Annotated in this window: 21 protein-coding genes; 8 read left to right on the forward strand and 13 right to left on the reverse strand. The window is 69.1% G+C overall.

Annotation, left to right across the window (positions count from 1 at the left end; genetic code table 11):
• Positions 1-49: 49 nt before the first annotated feature.
• Complete coding sequence (locus PQI66_RS12955) at positions 50-1,348, reverse strand: amidohydrolase family protein (RefSeq protein ID WP_339998914.1); 1,299 nt, start codon at positions 1,346-1,348, stop codon at positions 50-52.
• A gap of 468 nt (positions 1,349-1,816) precedes the next feature.
• On the opposite strand from PQI66_RS12955, the gene PQI66_RS12960 reads away from it, so the two are divergent.
• The 3 genes from PQI66_RS12960 to PQI66_RS12970 are packed head-to-tail and all read left to right on the forward strand — an operon-like array spanning position 1,817 to position 5,078.
• On the forward strand, positions 1,817-2,770 hold the full coding sequence (locus PQI66_RS12960) for a PDR/VanB family oxidoreductase (RefSeq protein ID WP_339998916.1): 954 nt from the start codon (positions 1,817-1,819) through the stop codon (positions 2,768-2,770).
• On the forward strand, positions 2,767-4,026 hold the full coding sequence (locus PQI66_RS12965) for an amidohydrolase family protein (RefSeq protein WP_445228035.1): 1,260 nt from the start codon (positions 2,767-2,769) through the stop codon (positions 4,024-4,026). Before PQI66_RS12960 ends, PQI66_RS12965 begins: the two co-directional genes overlap by 4 nt.
• Positions 4,023-5,078: an isopenicillin N synthase family dioxygenase gene (locus PQI66_RS12970; protein WP_339998918.1), complete on the forward strand. Its 1,056-nt coding sequence runs from the start codon at positions 4,023-4,025 to the stop codon at positions 5,076-5,078. The genes PQI66_RS12965 and PQI66_RS12970 overlap by 4 nt, the downstream gene beginning before the upstream one ends.
• Positions 5,079-5,198: 120 nt before the next feature.
• On the opposite strand, the gene PQI66_RS12975 is transcribed toward PQI66_RS12970, so the two are convergent.
• The 3 genes from PQI66_RS12975 to PQI66_RS12985 all read right to left on the reverse strand — a co-directional run bounded on the left by PQI66_RS12975 (position 5,199) and on the right by PQI66_RS12985 (position 7,182).
• On the reverse strand, positions 5,199-5,768 hold the full coding sequence (locus tag PQI66_RS12975; protein WP_339998920.1) for a pyridoxamine 5'-phosphate oxidase family protein: 570 nt from the start codon (positions 5,766-5,768) through the stop codon (positions 5,199-5,201).
• Positions 5,761-6,330 carry a dihydrofolate reductase family protein gene (locus PQI66_RS12980; protein ID WP_339998922.1) on the reverse strand — a complete coding sequence of 190 codons (570 nt, stop codon included), beginning with the start codon at positions 6,328-6,330 and terminating at the stop codon, positions 5,761-5,763. Before PQI66_RS12980 ends, PQI66_RS12975 begins: the two co-directional genes overlap by 8 nt.
• Before the next feature lie 237 nt (positions 6,331-6,567).
• On the reverse strand, positions 6,568-7,182 hold the full coding sequence (locus PQI66_RS12985) for a TetR/AcrR family transcriptional regulator (protein ID WP_339998924.1): 615 nt from the start codon (positions 7,180-7,182) through the stop codon (positions 6,568-6,570).
• Positions 7,183-7,262: 80 nt separating this feature from the next.
• Here PQI66_RS12985 and PQI66_RS12990 point away from each other — a divergent pair, with 80 nt between their 5' ends.
• Positions 7,263-8,570: an MFS transporter gene (locus tag PQI66_RS12990; protein ID WP_339998926.1), complete on the forward strand. Its 1,308-nt coding sequence runs from the start codon at positions 7,263-7,265 to the stop codon at positions 8,568-8,570.
• On the opposite strand, the gene nagA is transcribed toward PQI66_RS12990, so the two are convergent.
• Genes nagA through PQI66_RS13005 form a run of 3 tightly spaced genes read right to left on the reverse strand, consistent with a single transcriptional unit; the run spans position 8,536 to position 12,551 of the window.
• The gene (gene nagA / locus PQI66_RS12995; protein WP_339998928.1) at positions 8,536-9,693 is read right to left on the reverse strand and encodes an N-acetylglucosamine-6-phosphate deacetylase; all 1,158 of its coding nucleotides are present in this window, start codon (positions 9,691-9,693) and stop codon (positions 8,536-8,538) included. The two genes, PQI66_RS12990 and nagA, sit on opposite strands and share 35 nt — an antisense overlap.
• A 2-nt stretch (positions 9,694-9,695) precedes the next feature.
• Positions 9,696-10,481, reverse strand: coding sequence for a glucosamine-6-phosphate deaminase (gene nagB, locus PQI66_RS13000; protein ID WP_339998930.1), 786 nt, complete (start codon positions 10,479-10,481; stop codon positions 9,696-9,698).
• Positions 10,482-10,487: 6 nt separating this feature from the next.
• The gene (locus PQI66_RS13005) at positions 10,488-12,551 is read right to left on the reverse strand and encodes a glucose PTS transporter subunit IIA (protein ID WP_339999174.1); all 2,064 of its coding nucleotides are present in this window, start codon (positions 12,549-12,551) and stop codon (positions 10,488-10,490) included.
• Positions 12,552-12,783: 232 nt separating this feature from the next.
• Here PQI66_RS13005 and PQI66_RS13010 point away from each other — a divergent pair, with 232 nt between their 5' ends.
• A complete protein-coding gene (locus tag PQI66_RS13010) occupies positions 12,784-13,479 on the forward strand; it encodes a GntR family transcriptional regulator (RefSeq protein WP_339998932.1) in 696 nt (231 codons plus the stop codon).
• A 25-nt stretch (positions 13,480-13,504) separates the two neighbouring features.
• Here PQI66_RS13010 and PQI66_RS13015 read toward each other — a convergent pair whose 3' ends face one another.
• Entirely contained in the window at positions 13,505-13,681 is a 177-nt protein-coding gene (locus PQI66_RS13015) for a hypothetical protein (protein WP_339998934.1), read from the reverse strand.
• Complete coding sequence (locus PQI66_RS13020; protein ID WP_339998936.1) at positions 13,678-14,403, reverse strand: TetR/AcrR family transcriptional regulator; 726 nt, start codon at positions 14,401-14,403, stop codon at positions 13,678-13,680. Before PQI66_RS13020 ends, PQI66_RS13015 begins: the two co-directional genes overlap by 4 nt.
• An 83-nt stretch (positions 14,404-14,486) precedes the next feature.
• On the opposite strand from PQI66_RS13020, the gene PQI66_RS13025 reads away from it, so the two are divergent.
• Together PQI66_RS13025 and PQI66_RS13030 are read left to right on the forward strand one after the other, a co-directional pair.
• Complete coding sequence (locus PQI66_RS13025; protein ID WP_339998938.1) at positions 14,487-15,242, forward strand: SDR family oxidoreductase; 756 nt, start codon at positions 14,487-14,489, stop codon at positions 15,240-15,242.
• 79 nt (positions 15,243-15,321) lie between these two features.
• Positions 15,322-16,269, forward strand: a complete 948-nt coding sequence (locus tag PQI66_RS13030; protein WP_339998940.1) for a hypothetical protein — start codon at positions 15,322-15,324, stop codon at positions 16,267-16,269.
• Positions 16,270-16,296: 27 nt separating this feature from the next.
• On the opposite strand, the gene PQI66_RS13035 is transcribed toward PQI66_RS13030, so the two are convergent.
• The 4 genes from PQI66_RS13035 to PQI66_RS13050 form a co-directional block, all read right to left on the reverse strand.
• The gene (locus PQI66_RS13035; RefSeq protein WP_339998942.1) at positions 16,297-17,928 is read right to left on the reverse strand and encodes an OPT/YSL family transporter; all 1,632 of its coding nucleotides are present in this window, start codon (positions 17,926-17,928) and stop codon (positions 16,297-16,299) included.
• A 62-nt stretch (positions 17,929-17,990) separates the two neighbouring features.
• Positions 17,991-18,935 carry a DUF1177 domain-containing protein gene (locus PQI66_RS13040; RefSeq protein WP_339998944.1) on the reverse strand — a complete coding sequence of 315 codons (945 nt, stop codon included), beginning with the start codon at positions 18,933-18,935 and terminating at the stop codon, positions 17,991-17,993.
• Positions 18,935-19,663 (reverse strand): dipeptidase PepE, encoded by a 729-nt coding sequence (gene pepE / locus PQI66_RS13045; RefSeq protein ID WP_339998946.1) that lies wholly within the window; start codon positions 19,661-19,663, stop codon positions 18,935-18,937. The genes PQI66_RS13040 and pepE overlap by 1 nt, the downstream gene beginning before the upstream one ends.
• Positions 19,664-19,674: 11 nt before the next feature.
• On the reverse strand, positions 19,675-20,847 hold the full coding sequence (locus PQI66_RS13050; protein ID WP_339998947.1) for an aminotransferase class V-fold PLP-dependent enzyme: 1,173 nt from the start codon (positions 20,845-20,847) through the stop codon (positions 19,675-19,677).
• Between the two features lie 107 nt (positions 20,848-20,954).
• Here PQI66_RS13050 and PQI66_RS13055 point away from each other — a divergent pair, with 107 nt between their 5' ends.
• The gene (locus PQI66_RS13055; protein ID WP_339998949.1) at positions 20,955-21,707 is read left to right on the forward strand and encodes an IclR family transcriptional regulator; all 753 of its coding nucleotides are present in this window, start codon (positions 20,955-20,957) and stop codon (positions 21,705-21,707) included.
• Positions 21,708-21,710 lie beyond the last annotated feature (3 nt).

The following is a 21,710-nucleotide window of genomic DNA, read 5'->3' on the forward strand; positions in this document are numbered from 1 at the left end:
CTCCTTTGTCGCGGTGTGCGGAGACGTCTGCGGGGCGCCGGGGAGGCGGTCAGGCGGACGGCCGGAGGTGGGGGTAGGTGGTCGTGGACGTGGTACGGGCGACGAGTCGTCCGGCGGAGATGACGACCCGGTCGGACGGCGCGGCGGCGATGAGTGAGGCGGCCGAGGTGCCGGCCGTGCGGACGCACAGCAGTTCGGCCCGCGCGCCGGGTGTCGGGCCGCCCGGCGGCAGGCCCATCACGGCGCGGGCGTGGGAGGTGACGAGGTCGAGCGCCTGGTCCGGGGTCTGGTGGGCGGCGGTGACGAGCAGCGCCGCGGTCTCCAGGGCGTCGGCGCGTCCGGTGGGGTTGAACGGGTCGGCGATGTTGTCGCCGCCCGCGGCCACCCGGACACCGTTTCTGCGCAAAATGCTCAGGGGAGCGATGCCGCGGGAGTCGGAGGCCTGGAGGTAGAGGTTGGTGGCGGGCAGGGCGATGACGGGCATGTGCGCCGCGCGGAGCTCGACGGCGGTGGTGTCGAGTTCGGCGGCGGTCATGCCGGACAGCCGGCAGCAGTGCCCGGCAGCCCGGTCGAGGCTTCCCGGCCATCCGGTGACGCGTTCGGCGTAGCGGTGGATGGTCTGTGCGCGGGTCAGGTCGGTGAACTCGTCGATGTGCAGGTCGCAGCCCACGGCGTGGGCCTCGGCGGCGTCGACGAGGGCGTCGGTCTGGGCGAGGGGGTCGGCCGCGAGGTGCGGGGCGCCGCCCACGAGGTCTGCGCCGGCCTCCAGTGCCCCGGCGACCAGGTCGGTGATCAGGGCGTCCGGGGTGGAGGCGGGGATGAGCGCCACGATCTGCAGCGTCATCATCCCCTCCAGCTCCCTGCGGAGCCGGTGGACGGCGCGGATGCCACGGAAAGGGTCGGCGCCGGTGCCGGGTGCGGCGTCGGGGTAGACGTCGACGTGACTGCGCACCGCGGTGGTCCCGGCGGCGAGCATGCTCAGCGCCGTGCCGCGCGCCCGCGTCAGGATGTCGTCCTGCGAGAAGCGCGCCGAGGCGGACGACCAGGCGTCCACCGCGCCGGGGAGGTCCCCGACAGGTGGGTTGACGAGATCCCAGGAACGGGACTTGTCCAGGTGCGCGTGGGGGTCGGCCGTGGCGGGAAGGACGCTGTAGCCGCGCAGGTCGAGCATGCTCGCCGTGGTGTCGGGGTCGTGGGGACGGACGGTGCCGACGACGGCACCGTCGAAGGTGATGTCGACGGTCTCCCCGGCGAGCCGGACCCCCGACACGCCCGCCAGGCGGGTCGGGGCAGAGGTGTCAGAGGTGTCAGGTGTGCCAGGTGCCGCAGGTGCCGCAGGTGCCGTCATCGGGGGTCTCCTCTCGGTCTCAGGTCGGGACTGCCGCAGAGGAGAGGTCATCGCCGGACTGCAGCAGTCGAAAACGTCGGTGTGTCAGGGGTTTCGACATGCAGGACAGAAACTGTCAGTCGGCGGTGTGCAGGAGTGCTCTGTCGTGTCCTGGTCCTGTATCTGGTCCGCGCCGGGCCGGGGCTCGGTCAGGGGGCAGGGACATCGGTGGTGCACCGCATGTGGATTCGTCGTGCAGTTACGCAGACTATGGGCCGGGTGTTTCCCCGCTGTTTCCCTCCCGGATCACTTCGGTGACGCCCTACGCCACGGGACGCGGAGATTCCGGCGTGGTGTTTCGCGAGGGTGAAACTTCCGGTTACATCCGTGATTCCGGGGCCCGGACCTGCGCGTGGACTCCCGCGCCGCGCTAGGGTGGCTCCCGTACGCGCCGGGCCGGGGTACGCAGAACCACTGGAGGTACACCCCGTGAGCACCGACATGACCACCGCCACCGTGGCGGCCCGACGCACCCTGACCCCGCGGGTCGAGGAGTTCACCCTCGCGCTGCCCGACGACGCCCCACCACAGACCTGGACGGCCGGCTCGCACCTCGACGTCCACCTGCCCGGCTCGCCCGTCACCCGGCAGTACTCCCTGTGCGCGTCGGAGTCCCCCGGCAGCTACGTCATCGCCGTCGACCGCTGTGCCGAACAGGACGGCGGACGCGGCGGGTCGGTGGCGCTGCACCGGGACGCTGTCGTCGGCGCGTCGGTGCAGGTCGGGGAGCCGAGGAACCATTTCCCGTTGACCCGCGCCCTGAACTACGTCTTCGTCGCCGGTGGTGTCGGGGTCACCCCGATGCTCTCCCTCGCGGCGGAGGCGGAGCGGTCCGGACGCCCGTGGCGGATATTGTGCCTGGCGCGGACGTCCGCGGACATGCCGTATCTCCCCGAACTCCGGGAGGGGCACGGGGAGCGGGTGTCGTTCCACGCCTCGTCCGCGGGACGTCTCGACCTGGCCGCCACGCTGGTCGGGCTGCCACGTGGTACAGCTGTATATGTCTGCGGTCCCGGAACACTGGCCGACGACGTCGCGGTCGCCGTCGAGGGGCAGCCCGCCGTGGACGTCTTCGTCGAACAGTTCACCGCCCCCGACCTGCAGGGCGGTGAGGCCACGTCCTTCGACGTCACCCTCGCCGCCAGTGGGGAGACCGTCACCGTCCCACCGGAGGCCTCCCTGCTGGACACGCTGGAGGGCACGGGGAAACTGCTCGCCTCGTCCTGCCGTGAGGGGGTCTGCGGCACCTGCGAGGTCGGTGTGGTCTCCGGGGAGGTCGACCACCGGGACAACGTCCTGACCCCGGAGGAACGCAGCGAGAACGAGTCGATGATGGTCTGTGTGTCCCGCTGCCGGTCCGGACGGCTGGTGCTGGACCTGTGAACCCCGTGCTGCTGAAGGACCCGCTGGTCGGGCCGGACATCGTGGTGCAGGACGGGCTGATCGGCGACCCCGCCGTCCCCGGTGCCGAGGTTGTCGACGTCTCGGGCTGCGTCATCACCCCGGGCCTGGTCAACGCCCACCACCACCTGCTCCAGTCCGCCTTCCGTACGCTGCCCGGAACGCGGGGCGTGCCGATGGCGGACTGGCTGGCGGTCATGGCTGAGGCCTACCGCGGGTACGCCGTGGATCCCGAACTCGACCGCGCGGCCGCGGCGGTGGGGCTGGCCGAGTCGCTGCTTTGCGGGGTGACCACCGTCGCCGACCACCACCTGACCTGGCCTCCGGGTGTCGACCCCGTCGACCTGGCGCTGGCCACGGCCGACGCCGCCCACCAGCTCGGGGCGCGGCTGTGCTTCGTGCGCGGGACGGCCGGGGACGACCCGGACGCCGCGGCCGACTCCGTCCGGGACATCCACCGCGCCTTCGGTGCGTTCGACCCGGACATGCTGCAGTTCGCCGTCGGACCGTCCGGCGTGCACGCCGACGGCCCCGAGACCTTCGCCGCCCTCGCCGAGGTCGCACGGGACCTCGGCCTGCTGCGACGCACCCAGGCCAATGAACAGGTCGACGTCGCCGTCGCCGCCGAGAGATACGGGCGGCGCCCGCTCGACCTCCTCGACGACTGGGGATGGCTCGAACCCGGCGTGACCGTCGCACACCTCTGCGACATCACCCCGGACGAAATCACCGTTATCGCAGAGTCCGGGGTCGCCGTCACCCACGCACCGGGCTGCGACGTGCCCATGGGGTGGGGCGTCGCCCCCGTCGCCGACCTGCTGCGCCGTGGCGTGACCGTGGGGCTGGGCACCTCCGGCGGCGGGAGCAACGACGGGGGCCACCTCCTCGCCGACGCCCGGCTCGCCGTGCAGGTCTCCGGGCTCACCGGCTCCCCGGTCAGCGCATCCGACGCCCTGGCCATGGCCACCTCCGGCTCGGCCGTCGGACTGGGGCGTCCCGGGCTCGGCACCCTCGCCCCCGGGACGCCCGCCGACCTGTGCGTCTGGGACATGGGCGACGTCGCCGACGCCGGCGTCCACGACCATGCCGCCGGACTGCTCTGGGCCAGCCCCGGACGCCGCCCGCGCGACGTCATGGTCGCCGGGCGCTGGGTCGTCCGCGACGGCGTCCTGCTCACCGCCGACTCCCGCGACCTCGCACGGACCCTGAACACCATGATCAAGGAGAGAACAGCATGATCCACGTCCCCGCCATCGACATCACGCCCTACATCGCCGGAGGAACGGAAGAGGACCGCGCCAGCGTCGCCCGGCAGGTCGACGCCGCCGCCCGCGAGGTCGGCTTCATCCAGCTCACCGGCCACGGCATCGACCCGGACACCTGGGACGGCCTGGCCGACGCCCTCGACGCCTTCTTCCTGCGCGACCTCGAGGTGAAGAAACGCGTCACCACCCCGCCCGAGATCAACCGCGGCTACTCACCACCGAAGTCCGAACGGCTGTCCCTGTCGCTCGGGGTTGAGTCCGCGACCGGGATGAACGACTTCTTCGAGGCCTTCAACATCGGCGCCCAGGCCAGTAGTTTCCCGGATCTGGCCCTGCCCGCGGCCGACTACCCGGAGAACGTGTGGCCGGCCGAGACCGACGGTGCCATGGCGGACTTCCGCGACAACCTGGAACGCTGGTTCGACGCGGCCCGGCACGTCGCGGAGACACTGACCGTCATCTTCGAGGACGCCCTCGACGTGCCCCGTGGCACGATCACCTCGTTGACGGACCACTCCATCGACGTGCTGCGCACCATCAACTACGCCCTGGACCCCGGCCAGACCGTGGAACTCGACGGGGAGCTGACCGGCATGGGTGAACACACCGACTACGGCATCGTCACCGTCCTGTGGGCCGACCGGGTCGCCGGCCTGCAGGTCCTCGGGTCGGACGGGACGTGGAACGACGTGCTGCCCGAACCCGGTGCGTTGCTGGTCAACCTCGGCGACGTCACCGCACGACTGACCAACGACCAGTGGAGGTCGACGCTGCACCGGGTGCGTCCGCCTGTGGTCGACGGGACGATCATGCGTCGCCGGTCCGCGGCCTTCTTCCACGACGGCAACGTCGACGCCGTCGTCGGACCGCTGCCGGGCATGGTCGACGACGAGCACCCCGCACGCTACGAGCCGATGACGGTGGGCGAGCACGTCGCCCGCAAGCTCGGCGGCTCCCGGTCGCTGGAGCTCAACGCGTCCGACACCTCCCGCGAGGCAGAGCGGGTGCTGGCCTCGAGGCGGTGACCGGCACCGGCCTGTGTCCTCCCGATGTCGTCTGAGCCACCACGCAGGTCAGGAAACGGCTGATTTCTGACCTGTGCGGTGGCTCAGACGACATGGGCCGTGGTTGTCCGGGACGGGGGTTCAGCCGGGAAGGTCTTCGGTGACCCAGCCGTCGCCGCTGCGGGTGCACCGGACGCGGTGGGACGGCCCGTCGTCGTCGCCGACCCAGAACAGGTACTCGCGCGGGACCACCGCGAGGACGGCCCACGTCGACGGCGGGTCCTGCTGCGCCAGGTCAGGGTTCGCCCGGTCGAACTCGGCCCAGCGCCGCCGACGGGCCTCCAGCTCCTCCTGGGCGAGGCCGTGGTCGTTCAGCCACGCGAGCAGCTGCAGGTAGCGGGGCTGACCGGCGTAGACGGTACGTTCGGTCTCCTCGTCGGCACGCACCACGTCCCCGATCACCGTCACCTGGCGGGAGGCGTCCGCGGTCAGTACCGTCAGGGAGGCTTTCCCGCCTGCGTCGATGTCCCGGACCTTCCGGGACCGGGTGTCCGTGTGGAAGAGGATTCCGCCGTCCTCCCGGACGCCGTTGACGTTGACGGTGCGGGTCCGCGGGTAGCCGTCCTCGCCGACGGTGGCGAGGGTCATCAGGGTGGGGGAATCCTCGAGATGGTCGATGAACAGGCGGACGGGATCAGTCGGATCAGTCATCGGGTCTCTCCTCGGTCACGTCGTACTTGAGCTGCACCATGCCGTTGCCGAAGCCCCTGGACGAGCGCAGTGACAGGGACAGTGCCAGGTCGGGAAGCATGCGCAGCCCGCCTCCGACGGTGACGGGGCAGACCAGCATGTGGATCTGGTCGACGAGTCCGAGCCGCAGCGCCTCCGCGGCGAGGGTCGGGCCGTCCACGGTCAGGTCGCCGTCCGCGTCCTTGAGCTGCTGGATGTCTGCGGCACGGAACTCACGCTGCAGGTCGGTGTGCTGCGTCCACACCTCCGGCAGTGTGGTGGAGTAGACGATCTTCTCTGCGGCGCACCAGATCTTCGCCCATTCGGCGGACTCTTCCGATTGCGCGGCGGCGTCCGGATCAGTCTCCCAGACGTGCATCATCTCGTACATGCGCCGGCCGTACAGGTAGGTGCGTACGTCGGCGGTGTCGGCGTTGATGACGGCGAGGACCTCCTCGTCCGGTACCGCCCAGTCGAAGTTGCCGTCCCCGTCGGCGACATAGCCGTCCGCGGAGACGAGCATCGAGTAGATCAGCTGGCCCATGGTGTGCCTCCCTGGTGTCGTGTGCCCACAGCCTACGTCCGATCCTGGTGCCAGGTCCTTGCCTGGGTGACCGGATCCGGTACCCGCCGACGGTGGAACGCCGATCCGGTAACCCGGTCCAGGATCGGACGGGACCCGGGGGCGGGGTTGTTCTCTGACATGGTGACCACCCTGCGCACTGGACCGGCACAGGGCAAGGCCCCGTTGCTGACGGCGGAGCCGCCGTGGGCGGACGGCTCAGCGACCGGTGAGGTAGCTCTCCCAGCCGGGGGTGAGCAGGTCGAAGGCGGCGTCGGTGGTCTCTGTGTCCGTCCCCTCCTGGACGTTGATGAGCTGGACCTGCAGGACGAAGCGGCAGAATGCCCGGACCGTGGCATCCGGCACGGACATTCCCAGTTCGGCGGCGATGGTCTCGGCGAGGGCGTCCTCGTGCCGCAGCCACATCTTCTGCGCGTACTCGCTCAGCGAGGGGGAGTCGTCGATGAGTTTGGTGAAGCGCTGGTGGGAGCCTTCGGGGGCGTCGGCGTGCCAGGCGTCCTCGCGGTAGAACGTCCGGAGGGCGTCGGGGATGCTGACACCGTCCGGTCGGTCGGAGACGGCGGCGGTGAGGTGTTCGCGCATCTCGTCGTCCTCGTCGACGGCGATGGCTTCCTTGCAGGGAAAGTGGGCGAACACCGTGGTGGGGGAGACGTCGGCGGCGTCGGCTATCTCGCGGACGCTGACGTTGTCGAAGCCGCGTTCCAGGAAGAGTTCCAGCGCGGCGTCGGCGATCGCCTTCCTGGTCGCGGCCTTCTTGCGCTCGCGTCGGGTGGGGGTGGCGGGTGTCGTGCCTGCGGTGTCGTCTCGTGCCATGTCCACCACAGTAGCGCTGAAAGTGTAATTGATATAACACTGGATTGACTTCAAAACTGGACCGAGTACAGTTTTGAACCATGACAAGCAATGAACCTGCGGTGACGTCACGCTGGGCCTGGCCCATGCTGGTGACCATCACCCTCCTCAACGTGATCGGCATGACCATCGTCCTGCCGATCCTCCCGTTCGTCGTCCGTGACGTGATGCCCTCCTTCGGCACCCTCGCCCTGTGGGTGGGTCTCCTCGAGGCCGTCAACGCTCTCTGCGCCTTCATCGCCGCCCCGATCCTCGGCGGCGTCTCCGACCGGTGGGGACGCCGTCCCGTCATCGTGATCGGAGCCTTCGGCGCCGCGGTCGGATTCCTCGTCTTCGCGCTCGGAGGGTTCCTCGCCGGGACGCTCGGCGGGGCGATCTGGCTGCTGCTGCTCGGCCGGATCATCCAGGGGATCACCGCCGGGGACATGCCCGCGCTGTTCGCCTACGTCGCCGACATCACCCCGGCCGAACAGCGCGCGAAACGCTACGGGATGCTCGGCGCGCTCACCGGCATCGGCTTCATGATCGGGCCGGCGGTCGGTGGCCTGCTCGCCGCGCACAGCGTTGACCTGCCGGTGCTCGCCACCGCCGCCGTCGCCCTCACCGTCGGGGTCGTGGCCCTGGTCGCCCTCCCGGAGAGTCACGCCCCGGAGAACCGGACCGGCACCCTCACCATCGAGCAGGTCCATCCGCTGGCCGTGTTCCGGGAGGCGTTCGCCCGGCCCCGGCTGCGGATGCTGCTCACCGGGCTGCTGTTGGTGGTGATCCCGTTCAGCTTCTTCGTCAACAACTACAGCGTGCTGGCGATGGACACGGTCAACTGGTCGCCGACCCAGATCGGCCTGCTGAACTCCTGTATCGGCGTGCTCGACATCGTCATCCAGGGTGCACTGCTCGGCGTCCTGCTGAAGTGGGTCGGGGAGCGGGGTGTGATCCTCGGCGGGATCGCCGTGCAGGCTGCCGGCGTGCTGGCGCTGGCGCTGCTGGCCTCGGCACTGCACGAACCCTGGCTGCTGATCATGGGCACGCTCATGCTGGGAGCCGGCGAGGGGCCGATGACCGCCACGGTCAACGGTGTGCTCTCCACCTCCGTCGGCGACGACGAGCAGGGCTGGCTCGCCGGGGTCACCCAGGGCATGCAGAACGCCGTGGGCGTGGTCGTCCCGCTCGCCGTCGGCGTGCTCTACGGCATCGGGATCGCGGTGCCGTACTGGCTTGCACTGGTGCTGCTGTGCGCCGCGGGGGTCGTCCTGGCGAAGGCGTCCTTCGACAGCCCGTCGAAGGTGCGACGGGTATCCGGGGAGGCGGGCACAGTCACCGGGCCAGAACCTGCTCTCCACCGCGGATGACCAGCTGAACCTGCAACCCCGCGTCCAGGACGACGAGATCCGCGCGTCCCCCGGCGTGCAGGCCGGCGGTGGGGAAGCCGACCGCGCGTGCCGGGTTCACCGAGGTCTGCCGGACGGCCTGCAGCAGGGCGGCGTCCGGGTCGGCGGGGCCGTGGTCCACGGCGAAGCGGAACAGCTGGTCCATGGTGGCGGTGCTGCCGGCGATGGTGTCGGTGCCGGCCACACGCGCCACGCTGTCGACCACGTCCACGTCCAGGGTGCCCAGCCGGTAGCTGCCGTCGGGCATGCCGGCGGCGGCCATCGCGTCGGTGACGAGCGTGACGCGGTCGGGGCCGACGAGCTCACACACCCCGCGGTAGAGGGAGGGGTGCAGGTGGACGCCGTCGCCGATCATCTCCACGGTGACCCGCGGGTCCTCGACCAGCGCGGTGACGGGGCCGGGTTCGCGGTGGTGGACCGGGCGCATCGCGTTGAACAGGTGGGTGCCGACCCGCGCGCCGGCGTCGATCGCGGCGAGGGTCTGTTCGTAGGATGCGTCGGTGTGACCGACGGCGGCGACCGCACCGGTGTCGACGACCTGCCGGATCGCGTCCATCGCGCCGTCCAGTTCCGGGGCGACGGTGACCATGCGCACCGTACCGCGGGCGGCTTCGAGGACGCGGGTGATCTCGCCGGGGTCGGGGTGGCCCGGTTGCCGCAGCGCCGTGGGGTCGTGCGCACCCTTCTTCGACGGTGCCAGCCACGGCCCCTCGAGGTGGATGCCGCCGATCAGACCGTCCCGGACGTGCCCGGACAGGACGTCGACCTCGCGGAGCAGCTCGTCGGGGTGCGCGGAGACCAGCGACGCCATGATCGTCGTCGTCCCGTGCGCGGCGTGCATCGCCACCGCGGTGGCGGTCTCCTCGTCGGTGGCGACGGGGAAGGCGCCGCCGCCGCCGCCGTGGACGTGCATGTCGACGAACCCGGGCACGACGGTCGCCTCACCGAGGACGAGGTCGCCGTCGCCGGTGGGACGCGGCGGCGCCCCCTGGCCGAGGCCGGTCACCGTCCCGTCGTTGACGGCGACCCACCCGGGGTGCAGGACCTCCTCACCGGTGACGAGGGTGTCGGCGGTGATGAGCATGCTCACAACCCCTGCCAGACGGGTTTGGCGGCGTAGGTCTGCCGGTAGTAGTTCGCCAGCTGCAGGCGGCCTGCGGCGGCCTCGTCGACCAGCACGGAGACGTGCGGGTGGTGTTGCAGGATCGTCGCCGGCCAGAGGGCGCTGACGCCGCCCTCGGCGAGCTGGTGCACGGCCTCGGCCTTGTTCTGCCCGGTGGCGACGAGCACGATGTGGCGGGCCTCCATGATCGTCCCGAGGCCCTGGGTGAGGCACTGGGTGGGAACCTGGTCGAGGTCGTCGTCGAAGAAGCGGGCGTTGTCGATGCGGGTCTGCCGGGTCAGCGTCTTGATGCGGGTGCGCGACGCCAGCGAGGAGCCGGGCTCGTTGAAGGCGATGTGTCCGTCGGTGCCGATGCCGAGGATCTGCAGGTCCACTCCGCCGGCGGCGTGGATGGCGTCGTCGTAGCCCTGGCAGGCGGCGGGGATGTCGGTCGCCAGGCCGTTCGGCCCCTGGACGGAGCCGGGCTCGAAGTCGACCCGCGAGGTGAACTCCTTGTGGATGACGTTGGCGTAGCGCTCCGGGTGGCCGGCGTCGAGGCCGACGTACTCGTCGAGGGTGAAGGCGCGGGCCCGGGCGAAGGAGACGTCGCCGGCGTCGTACCGGGCGGCGAGGTTGTCGTACACCGGCAGGGGGGACGACCCGGTCGCCAGGCCGAGGACGGCGTCCGGCTTGCGTTCGAGCAGTGCGGTGACGGCGTCGCCGGCGAGGTCGCCGATGGCGTCGGAGTCGGGGAGGATGACGATTTCCATGCGTGCCTACTTCTTCTTCTTGGTGACGGTGAACAGCGGGCGCATCGAGGACACCGGGGCGGGGGTGTCGGCGAGCTCGTCGACGGTGGCGCCGCGGGCGTCCATGACGACGACGGGCACGACGGTGGGGTACCCGGTCGCGGCGACGGCGGCGACGTCGTAGGTGATGATCGGCTGTCCGGCGACGACACGGTCACCCTTGGCGGCGTGGGCGGTGAACCCCTCACCCTTGAGCTTCACGGTGTCGAGGCCGAGGTGGACGAGGACGGCGGTCTTGTCGTCGGTCATGATGGCGTAGGCGTGCGGCAGCAGCTGCATGAGCTTGCCGGAGACCGGCGCGACGGCCTCGACAATGTCGGCGCTGCCGGCACTGCCGGCGGGCTCGATGGCCAGACCCGGGCCGACGGTGCCGGCGGCGAAGGTCTTGTCCGGGACCTCGGACAGGGCGACGGTGCGGCCCTGGATCGGCGCACGCACCAGCGTGGGTTCGGGGAGCGTGTCGGCCTCGTCGGTCTCGGCGGTGGTCTCCTGCTCGACCGGTGCGACGACGGGCTCGGTGACCGGCGCGGGGGACTCGGCGGGGACAGGCCCGGCGAGTGCGGCCTTGATCTCGTCCTTCAGGACGTCCGACTGGGTACCGAAGACGGCCTGGACGTTGTTGCCGACCTCCATGACACCGGCTGCGCCGAGGGACTGCAGCGCACCCTTGTCGACGGCGTCCTTGTCGGCGACCTCCATACGCAGGCGGGTGATGCAGGCGTCGACGCCGACGAGGTTGCCGCGTCCACCGAAGGCGGCGATGAGCTGCTCGGCGCGTGCGGTGCCGGTGGCGTCACCGGAGCCGTCACCGGACTGGGCGGCCTGGGAGGCCTCGAACTCGTCGTCGGGCGCGCGGCCCGGGGTACGCAGGTTCCAGCGCACGATGGCGAAGCGGAACATCACGTAGTACAGGACGGCGAAGACCAGACCCTGGACGACCAGCAGCGGAATGTTTTGTGCCGCCGGGGCGGTGCCGTAGAGCAGCAGGTCGATGAGGCCGGCGGAGAAGGAGAATCCGAGGTGGATGTCCAGCAGGTTGGCGACCGCGAGGGAGAGGCCGGTGAGCACGGCGTGGATGACGTACAGCGGGAACGCCAGGAACATGAAGGCGAACTCGAGCGGCTCGGTGACACCGGTGAGGAAGGCGGTGAGTCCGGCGGCGGAGAAGATGCCGACGGCGACCTTCTTCTGCCGCGGCTTGGCGACGTGGATCATCGCCAGGGCGGCGGCGGGCAGGCCGAACATGAGGATCGGGTAGAAGCCGGAGGTCAGCGTACCGGCGGAGGGGTCGCCGGCGGCGAACCGGCTGAGTTCACCGGTGACCAGTCCGTTCGCTCCCTCGTAGTCGCCGTAGATGAACCAGATGAAGGTGTTGAGGATGTGGTGCAGACCCAGCGGGATCAGCATGCGGTTGGCGAAACCGTAGACGAAGGCACCGAGGGCACCGGAACCGGCGATGAACTCACCGACGGAGGTCAGTCCGCTGTTGAACAGCGGGTACACGTAGGACATGGCGAAGCTGACGAAGAGCACCGTCAGTGAGACGACGATGGGCACGAAGCGTCGCCCGCCGAAGAACCCGAGGTACGGGGGCAGCTCGATGTCGTGGTAGCGGTCGAACAGCCAGGCGGTGATGAGACCGACGATGATGCCGCCGAAGACGCTGTAGTCGATCATCGCCTGATCGCCGGCGGCGTCGGTCACGCCCTCGAGGACGACCGGGGACATGGTGTCGAAGACGGAGGTCATCACCAGGTAGCCGGCGACGGCGGCCAGGGCGGTGGAGCCGTCGGCCTTCTTCGCGAAACCGATGGCCACGCCGACGGCGAAGAGGATGGCGAGGTTGCCGAAGAGTCCGTCGCCGGCGGCGCTCATCGAGTCGAAGAACGGCCCGATGACGGGGATGTCGGTGCCGCCGAGGAGGTCGTCCTGTCCGAGACGGAGCAGGATACCGGCGGCGGGCAGCAGGGCGATGGGCAGCATGAGGCTCTTGCCGAGCCGTTGGAGCTGGGCGAAGCCGGGGACGCGCAGTCCCTTGCGCTTCTTGCCGGTGGCGGCGCCCGCCGACCCGGGGTCCCGGGTCGTGTCTGGGGTGGTGTCTGGAGTGGTCACGGGAGGCTCCTCGCGTCAGTGGGGGTCCGGGGACTGGGGAGGGGCAGCCCGGACCAGTACCGACAATATTGGACTAGACCAATTAACTGTGTCAAGGGTCACGCCGTCGGGCCGATTGTTTGGTCTACACCAATGTCGGTACGGTGGTGCCATGAAGGTGCCCAAGTACTACCTGGTCAAGAACCAGATCCTCGAGCTCATCGCTGGTCTCGAGCCCGGTGCCGCGGTGCCTACCGAGCGCGAGCTCGCCGAACGTTTCGCCACGTCACGCACCACGGTGCGGCAGGCGACCGGTGAGCTCGTCGCCGACGGACGCCTGGAACGCACCCAGGGGCGCGGCACCTTCGTCGCCTCGCCGAAGATGCTGTTGCTCCCGCAGGTGTCGTTCTCCAGCAACGCCGTGTCGCAGGGGTGGCGTCCGGGCCGGGTGGTCGTGTCCGCGCGCTGCGAGGCAGCCTCCGGGACGGTGCGGGAGAAGCTCCGTCTGGACGACGGTGCCGAGATCACCCGGTTCGAGGTGCTGCGCACCGTCGACGGGGAGCCGCTGGCGCACGAGACCGTGCACCTGCCCGGCGACCTCACGGAGCTGACGGGACGGCTGGAGGCGCAGGACTCGCTGTACCGCATGCTGGCCGACGAGTACGACATGGCGATCGTGGAGGTCGAGGACGTCGTCGAGACGATTCCCTGCAATCCGCTGCGGGCGGACCTGCTGGGCGTGTCCACCGGGCTGCCCCTGCTTCTGGTGCACCGCACCGGATTCGGTGCGGGAGGACGGCCCGTGGAATGGACCGAGTCGGCGTTCCGCGGCGACCGCTACCGGTTCGTCTCGCGGCGGACGCTGTAGGTCCGGGTCTGCGGCACTGCCGCGCTCACCCCTGCTGCGTCTTCCGGTTGGCCCGCAGTTTCGCGAGGATGCCGACGACCATGAGCAGCAGGCCTGCGGCCAGGAACCGGTCCGGCAGCACGCTGAGGACGCCGAGCAGGACGATGAGCAGGCCGGCGAGTTCGGCCGTCCAGGCGAGGATGTTCAGGCGTCCGGGGGTCACGGGGATTCTCCTTGTGTCGGGGAAGTGGTGGTGGTCATGTCTTTCAGCCGCTTCAGCCACTCCTGGAGCAGCCGTGTCTCGGCTGCCCCGAGAACGTCGGGGTGGGCGGCGGCAGTCTCGGCCGCGGTGGCGAAGGCCTGGTGTGTGCCGTACTCCGCGGGGGCGCCTGTCCCGGTGATGGCGCTGATCACGCCTTCGCGGACGGCCGCGGACAGGTCGGGGTCCGGCGCGCCCTCGATGATCTGGCGGAGGGTGACCCCGATATTGGTCGCCAGGACATGTGCTTTGGCCTGCTCCGGGGGGACGGCCAGGCGTCCCTGTTCGGCGGCGCGGGTGGTCAGGCCGAGCAGGATCTCATCGGGACGGGACTGGGCCGCGGGGGCGTGGCCGGGCTGGACGTTGCCGTACATCAGCGCGTAGAAGCCCGGATTCGCCAGACCGAAGTCGACGTGGGCGTCCCATCCGGTACGGATGTCCTGGATCGGGTCGCCGGACCATTCCATGTCCTGCTTCCGGGAAATGTACATGTCGAAGCCATGTTCCACGACGGCGTCGGCAAGGCCCTGCTTCGAACCGAAGAAGTGGTACGCCGTGGGGAGTTTGACGCCGACGGCGTCGCACACCGCACGGAGTGAGAAGTCTTCACCGGGGGAGCGGGCGATCATGTCCGCGGCGGCGGCGATCAACTTTTCCCTCGTACCCGTCGACATGTCCTTGCCCATGCTGCTACGGTAGCGCATATATCGCCGATATATAGACACATGTCAGCGATATTGACATTCTGTACACGACACAGGAAGGCGCCATGACTGAACGCACACTCAAGGGAAAGAACGTCCTGATCGCCGGCGGAGGAAAGAACCTCGGGGGACTGGTGGCGCGCCAGTCCGCAGCCGCCGGAGCGAACGTGGTGATCCACTACAATTCCGACGGTTCACGTGAGGAGGCGGAGGCCACCCTCGCGGCTGTCGAGGCCGAAGGTGTCACGGGTGCGGTCCTGCAGGCGGACCTGACGTCGCCGGAGAACGTCGCCACACTGTTCGCCGAGGCAGAGAAGGCCGTCGGACGGATCGACGTCGCGGTGAACACCGCCGGGAAGGTCCTGCGTAAGCCCATCGTGGACACCACCGAGGACGAGTACGACTCGATGCTGGACATCAACGCCAAGGCCGCCTACTTCTTCCTCAAGGAGGCGGGACGGCACCTGGCGGACGACGGGAAGATCATCACCGTGGTCACCGCCCTGCTGGCCGCCTTCACCGACGGCTACTCCACCTATGCGGGTGGCAAGTCCCCGGTGGAGCACTTCACCCGCGCGGCCTCGAAGGAGTTCGCCGACCGCGGCATCTCGGTGAACGCCGTCGCGCCCGGCCCGATGGACACCCCGTTCTTCTACGGCCAGGAGACCCCGGAACGGGTCGAGTTCCACAAGTCCCAGGCCATGGGGAACCAGCTCACCCAGATCGAGGACATCGCGCCGATCATCCGCTTCCTGGCCACCGAAGGCTGGTGGATCACCGGTCAGACGATCTTCGCCAACGGCGGCTACACCACGCGGTGACGGGCCCGGGATCACCGGATCTTATGGCTGCCGGTGATTCCGCAACACCGATATGGTCGTTCCGCCGACCATCGTGAAGATGGGGACCATGAGTCACCTCAAGGTTCTCCGACGCGCCGTCGCGCTGGTCCTGGCGGGGGCCGTCGCGTTCTCCGCGAGCGCCCACGCCGCCCCTGCCACCTACCCGGGCTATGCCGGCGGCGGGAACTACAGTGTCGCCGAATACGGCGAATGGGCACCGCCGCCGTTCGGGCCGGGAGGGGTGCCCGTGCTCCAGTTCGGTCACCGGGACTACGTCCCGCGTTCGTCTGACCCGAACCAGAAGTTCCCGTTCGTGCTGATGACCGCCGGTGTCGGCGGCGACGGCCGGTTCTTCGGTGAGACCTACGCCAAGAAGCTGGCCTCGCGGGGGTACGCCGTCCGCATCGGGTACGGGGCGGCGAATCTCACCGCCGTCACCCCGGAGGCGCACCTCAGCAGTCTCGGCCTGGAGATCACGCAGGGGCGCCCCGGGGCGCTCGCGCAGAAGGCGGACTTCACCCGCAGCGCGTTGGTGGGGTACTCCGCCGGTGCGGGGGCGTCCCTGTGGGCGTCGGCCACGCAGGGCGGGGTGGGCGTGCTCGGAGCGAAGATCCCCGGGTTCCGCCTGGCCGGTGCGGTGAACATGGGGCTGCCGGCGAACTACTACGCCGCGGAGCCACTGGTCCCGGACAACCTCCCCGTGCTGATCATGTACGGCGAGCACGACCAGTACGGGCTCGGCGGGCTCTCGCACCAGGCGATGCACGCGCTGGCAGAGCACAAGCACCAGACGATCGTCGGGGTGCGCGGCGCCGACCACCTCGGTCCCGTGACCACCGGACCGGTGGACTACCAGGGCCGCTACTTCACGCTGATGACGGCGTGGCTGGACGGGCAGGTGCGTGGCGACAACGGGGCCCGCGAGGCGTTCCGCGTCCGCGACCGCGGCCTGGTGCGCAGCGACTACTACACCGTCTACGACCAGACCGCGCGGGCGCGGAGGTAGGACGACCTGGTCGTGGGCTGGGTGGGGCTACTGTGCGACCTTGGCGACGTTGAACACACTGTCGCCGGCGATGATTCCAGCTCCGACCAGGGCGAGGGTGGTGTCGTCGTCTCCGCGGTACCTGCGCCAGACGACGCGGACCGCGAGCGCGATGAGGACCAGAACCCCCGCGTGGGGCGTGGACACCAGGAGGCCGGTGGCAAAGAGGACACCCATCTGCCGTGTCGATCCTCCGATGAGCTGGATGGCCGCGCCGGGAATCGCCCACAGTGCCATCGTGACGGCCACGTGGGGGTCGGAGACTCCGGCGGTGATGGTTTCGGCGAAGACGTGGGAGGACGGGGGAATGCTGCCCTGGCTGAACAGGCCCTGCCATGAGACGGCGACGACTCCGACTGCGACGACGATGGCGATGATCGAGGCCTTCAGCTGTTCCCGGCGTCCGGCGAGTTCGTAGGACCGCCAGGGGCGGACCTCGCGTCGCAGGATCCAGCCGGCCTTGTAGTCGTACCCCATGTCGGCGAAGGCCGGACCGGTGGCCGAACAGTAGGCGACGAGGATGACCAGTGGCGTGGTGGGGATATTCAGGAAGAGGCCGATGATCAGGAAGATCAGTGTCACGGCGAAGGCGGGGAACCAGCCGGCGTGCATTGCGGCCAGACCGACGATCAACTCGTGGATCATCGCGGCGACGCCGGCGAAGAGGATGAAACCGAGCATCCCCCACAGGGAGAGGTCCGACATCGCGCCGCCGATCAGGGCGATCAGCAGGGCGCCGAGAACGAACAGGACGTAGCCGGTGCCGATCGCCCGGCCCAGACCGGTGTCGGTGATGGTGTACCCCAGGGTCTCGTCCTGCGCGACCCGGTCGAGGCGGTCGGCCTCCGAGCGCTTCCCGGACGTGGTGCGGGACTTGACGATGATCCAGACAACCTGGAGCAACGCGACCAGGCCTGCTCCGATCATGAAGCCGTGTGCGACGTAGAGTTCGCTGAGGTTGATGTCCCAGAGAACCGGAGCGTACTGGGAGATGAGGAGTCCGATCGCGAACATCAGCAGCGCCCAGACATTGCCGATGAGGGCGACACCGGCCGCGGACATCGGCAGGGAGAGCAGCGACCCGGCGACGCCGGCGACGGCACCTCCCACCAGGATGAAGACCCTTTTCCCGCCGACGACCCCGGCACGGATCGTCTCCGCCGACGCGACGCCGGGCGGCCACGGCGCCGACGCCGGGAGGAACCGGGAACCGAACGCACGGAAGAGGACGAAGACGTCGACGGCGACACCGAACGAACAGCCGAGCAGCATCGGCCAGACGAGGTCGGGCTGCCCGAGGGCGTAGGGGATCGCGATGGGGGCCAGGAGCCCGTTGGCTGCGGCGAATGTCGCCGTCGAGATCGCGGTCTGCAGGAGGTTCTGGCGGTGCGGGTTCCTGAACTTCGTCAGCCCGAAGTAGGACGCCCGGCCGATCAGCATGGCGATGACGGCTCCGATGACACTGGTGTTCGCGGAGATGCCGAGGGTCGTGATCAGGTGGACACCGATGACGGCGCCGAGAAGGCTGAGCAGGACGCAGAGTACGAGGACGCCGGGTTCGAAGGCCCGGGGATGGTGGTGTGTTGTAGTGGTGTCATCCGCTACGGGAGTCTTATCCATGATGACTCTTTCTCAGAGGAGGAGCGGACCGGGCACATGTGTGGTCACGTGCGACGGCGTCCCTATTTTTGGAATCGGTCCATACTGCCGTACCGCTCGGTGAGGGTATCTACTTCATCGGTGTCGATGAAGCTCAGTTCACCCCGGCCGAACTGCTTGGCCGCCTGCACGGCGAACCGGGTGGCGTCGAAGAGCGCGTTCTCGTAACTGGCTCCTGTGGAGGATCCGGGAACGACGGCTTTGGCGGTCAGTGCGACGCCGACGACCGGTGCCTGTGTGGCGACCGTCGGCTGCATGATCGAGTTGAAGTGGCGCAGCCCGTTGTCGTAGGGGGTGATGTCCTGCTGCGCCAGCGGGAACGTCCGGGCGGGCTCACCGGTCGCGTACTCGAGCAGCGTAACCAGGTCATCGGCGACGGGGAGGAGGTAGCCGGCCCGCGCCGTCGGCGAAATGGCCACCCCGCGGTGGTTGATCAGCCGGTTGCCCTTGGACGTGTCGAAGGACAGGATCGCGTCCATCGCGGGGTCGACCTCGAAGGCGTTCATGAGGTCGGAGCCGACCGGCGTCCCCATGAAGTCGACCGGCTCCCGTGGCGTGATGCTCACCCGCGTCGCCACATGTGTGGTGACGATGACGTCGCCGTCGAGTTGACCGCCGGCGGCTGCCAGGCGGATGAGCCGCAGGGCAGCGGCCAGGGCGACGATCGATCCGTCCGCGTCCGAGACGTACCCGGTTCTCTCCGGTTGCGCCTGTTGCGCACCGAGACGTCCGACCAGGCCGAGCGTCGGGGCATCGCCGCCGGCCCTGGCACCGTCGGCACCCGGGATCACGACCTTGACGAAGTCGCAGGTGGCCGAGGTGTCCTCGGGTTCTGCGTAGGCGACACTCTCGATCTCCACCTGGACACCGGGAGCGTCCGGTGCCCGCAGGAGGGCGGCGACGCTTTCGCCGGACAGTCCCGGGTCGTCCATGAGGTCGCAGACGTCCATGATTTCGCGCAGTGACATCAGTTCACCGGTCCTTTCAGGTCAGCCAGGGCGAAGCTGGTCTGGCGGTCGATGGTGCGGGGGTCGGCGTCGTGGGAGAACACGAGCGCGTCTCTGTCGCCGAGGACGGTGGCGTCACCACCGTCGACGTACAGGGCACCGCCCTCGTAGAGCGCGAGAACGTCCTCGGCCGGGTTGATCGTGGTGAACTCCAGCAGGCGTTCCTCACGGCTCTCTCCGTTGTGGCCCGCAGGTTTGCCGGGGATGAAGTGCGGGTTGATCTGGAACGGGACAAGCCCGATCGAGGACAGGGTCGGAGGCTCGACGATCGGCATGTCGTTGGTGGTCCGGATGCTCGGCGTCGCCACATTCGTCCCGGCGCTCCAACCGATGTAGGACGCCCGGCCCGTCCGCACCCGTTCCCGGATCCTGTCGACCAGGCCGGCGTCGTACAGCCGCTTCAGGAGGGCGAAGCTGTTTCCGCCGCCGACGGCGATGACGTCGGCGTTCTCGACGGCTGACGCCGGATCGTCGGCGTGGTGGATGGACGTCAGTTCGGCGTCCGCCGCGGTGAAGGCGGGGGAGGCGAGGTCCTCGTAGACGTCGTAGGAGAAGGAGACGGCGGCGTAGGGGATGAACAGGACCTTCCGGCTCGTCCCGTCCAGGATGGTCCGGAGCTGGGAGTCGGCGTGCTCGAGGTAGCCGAGGTTGTCCTTGCGGGAGCTGCTCATGAGTAGTGCGCGTGTCATGCTGTGTGTCCTTACCTGTCGGCCGCAGCCGTGCTGCGGGCATCGTTGACGGCGTCGATGAGACGGTCTACGTCGTCGTGCGTGTTGAAGTAGTTGAGTGAGATCCGGGCCATTCTCTCGATGCCGTAACCCGCCAGGATCGGTCCTGCCATGAAGTGACCGGACTCGATGATGATCCCCCGTTCCTCCAGCATCCTGGTGAGGGTGTCTGAATCGACGGTCGTGAGGTTGAACGGGATGATGCCCAGTCGGCGGGAGTCGTCGGTCGGCCCGTAGATGTCGACCTCGGGGATGGCGCGGAGGCCGGTGGCCGCGTAAGCGGTCAGTTCGTGGACGGTGTCCTCAATGTGGCCGATGCCCGCATCCAGTGCGGTCTCGAGGGCCCCGCCCAGGGCGAGGACGGCGGGAACGTTGGGCGATCCCGCCTCCAGCCGCCGGGCGGTCGAGGGGAAAGTCACCTCACCTGTGGTGGCGTCGATACTGGCGTTCCACCATCCGGCGAGGGTGGGGGTCAGCTCTTCCACCAGGTGCTGCCGCACCGCCAGGACGCCGGAGCCTTCGATGCCGCGCAGCCCCTTGCGGGTGCAGGCCGAGATGAAGTCGCAGCCCCAGTCGTCGAATCCGGAGGGCATCAGTCCGACCGACTGCGCGGCGTCGACATGGCTGAGCACTCCACGGGCGGCGGCCACCTCGCAGATCTCGCGGACGGGTTGGACCACCCCGGTCACGTTGGACAGGGAGGTGAAAGTCACGAGCCGGGTCCGGTCGGTGATGGCGTCGTTGATTCTTCCGGCGTCGAGGACGCCGGTGGCGTCTGTTTCGACGGTGACGACGGTGACCCCGGCTTCCTTCTCGAGCATCCTCCAGATGGCGATGTTGCTCAGCATCTCGGTGTCGGGGACGATGACTTCGTCACCGTCGTGCCAGTGCAGTCCGCGGGCGACCAGGCAGATGGCTTCGGTGCCGTTGCGGGTGAAGGCGATCTCCTCGGGGCGGGCCTGGAACAGTGTCGCGGTGTCGGCGCGGACCTCCTCCACCCGGGAGTAGATGTCGGCGCGGAACGACGGCAGGTAGGGGCCGACGTCCGCGGTGGTCCGGAGATAGTCGACGGCGGCGTCGACGGCCTTGTCGACCGGTGGTGCGGCCGCCGCGGTATCGAAGTAGGCATAGCGTGTGTCAGTCACGGAGTGGTCCTTCACTGAGGTCGTGTCGTGGTGGTGGGACGACTCTCAGCGTCTTGTACGGACCCGCGCAGATCAATAGTTTTCCCGCTATACGGTATCCTCGTTACATGGCTGACACACTGCGCAGCGCCGAAAGGGCTCTGGGCGCCCTTCTGTTGTTTGACGGGGAGCGTCGGGAGATCGGGGTGACTGAGCTGGCACGATGCCTGGGGTGTTCGACCTCCACCGCCATGAGGACGATAGAGACGCTTACGGCGATGGACTTTCTGCGTCGGGATCCGCACCGGCGGACCTACCGGCTCAGTGGGCGGGCCCTCGGGCTGGCCAGGACATGGCACGGCGCGGCATCACTGGCGAATGTCATGAGACCGATCGTCGCCAAGTTGGCGGAGGGGACGGGGCTGACGGCGACGTTCGCCGTCGCCGACCATGCACACATGCGCGCTGTCGTCGCGGTCGATGGTGTCGACGGTCCGTTGCGGAACTATCCGATGACAGGTGAACTGTTTCCGGCGCACGTGGGCGCGATCTCTAAGGCATACTATGCGTTTCTGCCGAAGATCATGCGTGACCAGCTCACGGGTAGACGTCCGATGGCACAGTACACCGAACATACGCGTACCGGTGTGTCCGACATCGAGAAGCAGTTCTCGGAGATCCGGAACGCCGGATACTGTGTGACCAGGGGGGAGTACGACGCAGACGTGTCTGCGCTGGCGATGCCCATCCGGGCGACGAACGACCCGCTCGGTTCGGTGTCCGTCGCGACGAGACGGGACCTGGAGATCACACAGGAACTGCTTGACCAGGTTGCTGCCGCAGCCAGGGACATCGGCTCCCTGCTGGGGCGGCGCCAGTAGGTG

Origin of the sequence: Corynebacterium sp. USCH3 (assembly GCF_037619475.1) — a bacterium.
Classification (GTDB): Bacteria; Actinomycetota; Actinomycetes; order Mycobacteriales; family Mycobacteriaceae; genus Corynebacterium.

Excerpts from the sequence above, each read along its gene's own strand:
- PQI66_RS13035 (WP_339998942.1), bottom strand. The coding sequence starts at position 17,928 with ATGGATAAGACTCCCGTAGCGGATGACACCACTACAACACACCACCAT.
- PQI66_RS13025 (WP_339998938.1), top strand. The coding sequence starts at position 14,487 with ATGACTGAACGCACACTCAAGGGAAAGAACGTCCTGATCGCCGGCGGA.
- PQI66_RS13010 (WP_339998932.1), top strand. The coding sequence starts at position 12,784 with ATGAAGGTGCCCAAGTACTACCTGGTCAAGAACCAGATCCTCGAGCTC.
- PQI66_RS13030 (WP_339998940.1), top strand. The coding sequence starts at position 15,322 with ATGGGGACCATGAGTCACCTCAAGGTTCTCCGACGCGCCGTCGCGCTG.
- PQI66_RS13040 (WP_339998944.1), bottom strand. The coding sequence starts at position 18,935 with ATGTCACTGCGCGAAATCATGGACGTCTGCGACCTCATGGACGACCCG.
- PQI66_RS12970 (WP_339998918.1), top strand. The coding sequence starts at position 4,023 with ATGATCCACGTCCCCGCCATCGACATCACGCCCTACATCGCCGGAGGA.
- PQI66_RS12955 (WP_339998914.1), bottom strand. The coding sequence starts at position 1,348 with ATGACGGCACCTGCGGCACCTGCGGCACCTGGCACACCTGACACCTCT.
- PQI66_RS13020 (WP_339998936.1), bottom strand. The coding sequence starts at position 14,403 with ATGGGCAAGGACATGTCGACGGGTACGAGGGAAAAGTTGATCGCCGCC.
- pepE (WP_339998946.1), bottom strand. The coding sequence starts at position 19,663 with ATGACACGCGCACTACTCATGAGCAGCTCCCGCAAGGACAACCTCGGC.
- PQI66_RS12980 (WP_339998922.1), bottom strand. The coding sequence starts at position 6,330 with ATGGGCCAGCTGATCTACTCGATGCTCGTCTCCGCGGACGGCTATGTC.
- PQI66_RS12990 (WP_339998926.1), top strand. The coding sequence starts at position 7,263 with ATGACAAGCAATGAACCTGCGGTGACGTCACGCTGGGCCTGGCCCATG.
- nagB (WP_339998930.1), bottom strand. The coding sequence starts at position 10,481 with ATGGAAATCGTCATCCTCCCCGACTCCGACGCCATCGGCGACCTCGCC.
- nagA (WP_339998928.1), bottom strand. The coding sequence starts at position 9,693 with ATGCTCATCACCGCCGACACCCTCGTCACCGGTGAGGAGGTCCTGCAC.
- PQI66_RS12985 (WP_339998924.1), bottom strand. The coding sequence starts at position 7,182 with ATGGCACGAGACGACACCGCAGGCACGACACCCGCCACCCCCACCCGA.
- PQI66_RS12975 (WP_339998920.1), bottom strand. The coding sequence starts at position 5,768 with ATGACTGATCCGACTGATCCCGTCCGCCTGTTCATCGACCATCTCGAG.
- PQI66_RS13055 (WP_339998949.1), top strand. The coding sequence starts at position 20,955 with ATGGCTGACACACTGCGCAGCGCCGAAAGGGCTCTGGGCGCCCTTCTG.